This window comes from Phenylobacterium sp. (genome assembly GCF_036821595.1).
In the GTDB taxonomy this organism is placed as follows: domain Bacteria; phylum Pseudomonadota; class Alphaproteobacteria; order Caulobacterales; family Caulobacteraceae; genus Phenylobacterium.
The window spans coordinates 1-3,920 of sequence record NZ_DAISJG010000134.1 but is presented as its reverse complement, the minus strand read 5'-3'; the positions used below and the strand labels follow the sequence as shown (position 1 = coordinate 3,920).

Genomic DNA, 3,920 nt, shown 5'->3' with positions numbered 1-3,920 from the left:
ACGGTGGCCCCGGCCGGCAAGGCGCCGGAGCCGCGGGAGGGGTCGATGAAGGCGAAGGCGTTGACGGTGACGGCGCTGGTGGTGGCCGGCGGGGTGGTGGCGGTGGCGGTGCTGCCGCAGGACGGCGGCCTGGACTACCGCGACATGCCGGCGGCCGGGGTGAAGGTGGCCACGGCGCTGTTCGTGGTGGCCCTGTTCCTGGAGCGGTCGCTGGCGGTGCTGAACGGCCTGCTGTTCCCCGAGGGCCCGGCCCTGGAGCGCAAGGTCGTCGACCCGATGCTGTCCGCCACCTGCCAGCGCGGGGCGCAGGATGAGCTCGACCAGGTGAAGGCCAGGAAGGCGCGGGTCCGGATGGCGGCGGGCTTCGTCTTCGCCCTGGCCATCGCGGCGGCCGGGACGCGGACGCTCGAGGGCCTGATGGAGCCTCCGGCCAAAGACCTCATCGATCAGCTGGCGCTGTTCCGTGGGGCCGATATCGTGCTCACGGCCGGGCTGCTGGCCGGCGGGTCCGATGGGCTCGCCAGGATCATCGACGCCCTGAAGGAACTGATCGAGAATCTCAAGGCCCGCCGGCGCGCCGAGACCCGCGCGGCCAACGCCCCCTTCAGCCCCGCAGGCATCAACCCGACGAGGACCCCATGAACATCCAGGACCACATCGCGAAGCTGACGGCGAACCCGCAGGACGACAGCCCGGAGTACACCGCCACCCTGCGCTACTGGTCGCACGGGCCGCAGACCAGCGGCTTTCCCAAGGCGATGATCGTGCGGGTGAACGACGGGCCCGAGCACGTGTTCGACGTGCCGGACAGGCTGGGGACCCACGAGCTGGTGGTGGACATCAGCGCCGACATGAAGCCCACGGGGGTGAACACCATCCACTGGCAGGTGGACGTCTACAGCTACGAGCCGTTCGGGATCCGCTCGTCGGCGCGGGTGCTGATCCGCCGCAAGCGGGCGGTGATCCTCGACGAGAACTACGAGACGCCGCAGTTCTGGCGGCGGACCAACGAGCAGCTGACGGTGTTCTGAGCCGGGCTCAGGGGTGGCGGCTCAGGGGTAGCGGTAGAGGCCGCAGAGCTTGTTGCCGTCGGGGTCGCGCAGGTAGGCGAGGTACATGCGGCCGGTGGGGCCCTCGCGCACGCCGGGCGGGTCCTCGATGGAGACGCCGCCGGCGGTGAGCCCCGCGGCGTGCCAGGCGTCCACCTGCTCGGGCGAGGCGCAGGCGAAGCCCACGGTGCCGCCGTTGGCGTGGCAGGCCGGCTGGCCGTCGATCGGCAGGGAGGCGGAGAAGACGCCGGTGGGCGAGCGCCAGAAGACCCGGTGGCGGTCGACGAAGCCGGGGTTCACGCCGAGCGCCGCGAAGGTCGCGTCGTAGAAGGCCTTGGCGCGGTCGAGGTCGTTCGTGCCGACCATGATGTGCGAGAACATCCTAGTGCTGGCTCTCGGGCATGCGGACGACGAGGCCGTCGAGGTCGTCGGTGACCTTGATCTGGCAGGACAGGCGGGAGTTCGGCTCCACGCCCTCGGCGAAGTCGAGCATGGACTCCTCCATGGCCGACTTCGTCCCGGTCTTCGCGGTCCAGGCCTCGTCCACGTAGACGTGGCAGGTGGCGCAGGCGCAGGCCCCGCCGCAGTCGGCGTCGATGCCGGGGATGTTGTTCTTGACGGCGCCTTCCATGACGGTGAGGCCGGTCTTCACCTCGATGGCGTGCTCGGTTCCGTCGTGCTCGATGTAGGTGATCTTGGCCATCTCTGTCCTGCCCCTGCGGCGGCCGCTCTTCTAGGCGGCGACCTCTTTCATGGAAACGTTCGGGTCCGCAAGCCTCGCCTTGTCGACGGGCCGGCGGGAGAGGATGAGCTGCTTGCCCATCATGAATTCGGGCGGGGCGTTGATCGCCTCCACCGCCTGGACCTGGTCGCCCTTCAGGTGGAAGACGGCGAACTTCCCCGTGGCCGGGTCGCCGCGCACCAGGATCTCGTCCACGTCGAAGGCGTAGCCGGCGATCTGCAGCTTGAGGTCGTACTGGTCGGACCACTGCCAGGGGCACTCGCCGGCCGGGCGCGGGCGGCCGGTGATGGCGGCCGCGGCCTGCTTGGCCTGCTCCAGCGCATTGGGCACGCTCTCCATGCGGAACATGCGGTCGTAGATCGGCATGGGGCGGTGGGCGACGTCGCCGATGGCGAAGATGTCGGGGTCGGAGGTGCGGGCGTCGAGGTCGACGACCACGCCGCGGGCGGTCTCGAGGCCGCAGTCGGCGGCGAGCTCGTCGTTGGGCGCGGCGCCGACGCCGACCACCGCGGCGTCGCAGGGGATGGTGCGGCCGTCGGCCAGGACGACGCCGGTGACGCGGCCGGCCTCGCCGGTGAAGCCGGTGACCGAGCAGCCGAGCTCGAAGGCGACGCCGTGCTTCTCGTGGGTGGCCTGGAAGAAGTCGGAGAGCGCCGGGCAGGCGACGCGGGCGAGGATGCGGCTCTCGCGCTCCAGGACGACGACCTCGGCGCCGAGCGCCCGGCCGCTGGCCGCGACCTCCAGGCCGATGTAGCCGCCGCCGACCACCGCCAGCCGCTTGCCGGGGCCCAGCGCGGCCTTCAGCGCCTCGGCGTCGGCGGCGGTGCGCAGCGCCATGACGCCGGAAAGCTCCGCGCCGGGGATCGGCAGGGCGATGGCCCGCGCGCCGGTGGCGAGGATCAGCTTGTCATAGGCGAGCGTCTGGCCGTCGGAGAGCGCCACGGTCTTCGCGCCGCGGGTGATCTTCACGGCCCGCACGTTCGGGCGGAAATCGATGGCGTGCTCGGCGTAGAACTCCAGCGGCTTCAGGGCGAGCGCGTCGGCGTCGGCCTCGCCCTTCAGCCAGGCCTTGGAGAGCGGCGGGCGCTGGTAGGGGGCGATCGGCTCGTCGCCGACCAGGGTGATCGGGCCCTCGTGGCCGTACTGGCGCAGCAGCGCGGCGGCCGTGCCGCCGGCATGGCCCGCGCCCAAGATCACCACATGCTCGCCCGGTCCCGACATTCCCCATCCGATGCCCAAAAGTGACGCCGGCGTCAACTTGAACCCGCCGGGCGGGGGGTCAGCTCACCCGGTCGGCGAGCGACTTCTTGATCTCGGCGATGGCCTTGGCCGGGTTCAGGCCCTTCGGGCAGACCTGGGCGCAGTTCATGATGGTGTGGCAGCGGTAGAGCTTGAAGGGATCCTCCAGCTCGTCCAGCCGCTCGCCGGTGGCCTCGTCGCGGGAATCGATGATCCAGCGGTAGGCGTGCAGCAGGGCGGCGGGGCCCAGGTACTTCTCCTGGTTCCACCAGTAGCTGGGGCAGCTCGTCGAGCAGCAGGCGCAGAGGATGCACTCGTAGAGGCCGTCGAGCTTCTCGCGGTCCTCAGGCGACTGCTTCCACTCGGTCTGCGGCTCGGGGGTCTCGGTCTGCAGCCAGGGCTTGATGGAGGCGTACTGGGCGTAGAACAGGGTCAGGTCGGGGACCAGGTCCTTGACCACGGCGGTCGCCGGCAGCGGGCCGATCTGGCACTCCTTGCCGGGAACCTCCTCCCAGCCGTGGGTGCAGGCGAGCGTGTTGCGGCCGCCGATGTTCATGGCGCAGGAGCCGCAGACGCCCTCCCGGCACGAGCGCCGGAAGGCCAGCGTCGGGTCCATGGTGTTCTTGATGTGGATGAGGACGTCCAGGACCATCGGGCCGCAGGCGTCGACGTCCACCTCGTAGGTGTCCCAGCGCGGGTTGTCGCCGGTCTCGGGATCCCAGCGGTAGACCTTGAAGGTCTTGGTCCGCCCCGCGCCGGCCGGCGCCGGATAGTGCTTGCCGGCGGTGATGCGGGAGTTCTTCGGCAGTACGAACTGGGCCATGGGCGCGCGTCCTCAGTACACCCGCGCCTTGGGCGGGATGTAGGCGATGTCGTTGGTCATGGTGAAG

6 protein-coding genes are annotated in these 3,920 nt (G+C 70.7%); 2 read left to right on the top strand and 4 right to left on the bottom strand.

What is annotated here, in order from left to right:
- Together V7Z97_RS19680 and V7Z97_RS19675 are read left to right on the top strand one after the other, a co-directional pair.
- A partial coding sequence (locus V7Z97_RS19680; protein WP_334165209.1) for a hypothetical protein occupies positions 1-642 on the top strand: 642 nt, incomplete at its 5' end.
- Entirely contained in the window at positions 639-1,031 is a 393-nt protein-coding gene (locus V7Z97_RS19675) for a hypothetical protein (protein WP_334165207.1), read from the top strand. The genes V7Z97_RS19680 and V7Z97_RS19675, both read left to right, overlap by 4 nt.
- A 21-nt stretch (positions 1,032-1,052) precedes the next feature.
- On the opposite strand, the gene V7Z97_RS19670 is transcribed toward V7Z97_RS19675, so the two are convergent.
- Genes V7Z97_RS19670 through V7Z97_RS19655 form a run of 4 tightly spaced genes read right to left on the bottom strand, consistent with a single transcriptional unit; the run spans position 1,053 to position 3,853 of the window.
- Positions 1,053-1,430, bottom strand: a complete 378-nt coding sequence (locus V7Z97_RS19670) for a VOC family protein (RefSeq protein WP_334165205.1) — start codon at positions 1,428-1,430, stop codon at positions 1,053-1,055.
- 1 nt (position 1,431) lies between these two features.
- The gene (locus V7Z97_RS19665) at positions 1,432-1,752 is read right to left on the bottom strand and encodes a 2Fe-2S iron-sulfur cluster-binding protein (protein WP_325459664.1); all 321 of its coding nucleotides are present in this window, start codon (positions 1,750-1,752) and stop codon (positions 1,432-1,434) included.
- A 30-nt stretch (positions 1,753-1,782) separates the two neighbouring features.
- Positions 1,783-3,012, bottom strand: a complete 1,230-nt coding sequence (locus V7Z97_RS19660; protein ID WP_334165204.1) for an NAD(P)/FAD-dependent oxidoreductase — start codon at positions 3,010-3,012, stop codon at positions 1,783-1,785.
- A 58-nt stretch (positions 3,013-3,070) separates the two neighbouring features.
- Positions 3,071-3,853, bottom strand: coding sequence for a succinate dehydrogenase iron-sulfur subunit (locus V7Z97_RS19655; RefSeq protein ID WP_334165202.1), 783 nt, complete (start codon positions 3,851-3,853; stop codon positions 3,071-3,073).
- Positions 3,854-3,920: the final 67 nt, after the last annotated feature.

Coding starts and splice junctions, on each gene's coding strand:
- V7Z97_RS19665 (WP_325459664.1), bottom strand. CDS start 1,752: ATGGCCAAGATCACCTACATCGAGCACGACGGAACCGAGCACGCCATC.
- V7Z97_RS19655 (WP_334165202.1), bottom strand. CDS start 3,853: ATGGCCCAGTTCGTACTGCCGAAGAACTCCCGCATCACCGCCGGCAAG.
- V7Z97_RS19675 (WP_334165207.1), top strand. CDS start 639: ATGAACATCCAGGACCACATCGCGAAGCTGACGGCGAACCCGCAGGAC.
- V7Z97_RS19660 (WP_334165204.1), bottom strand. CDS start 3,012: ATGTCGGGACCGGGCGAGCATGTGGTGATCTTGGGCGCGGGCCATGCC.
- V7Z97_RS19670 (WP_334165205.1), bottom strand. CDS start 1,430: ATGTTCTCGCACATCATGGTCGGCACGAACGACCTCGACCGCGCCAAG.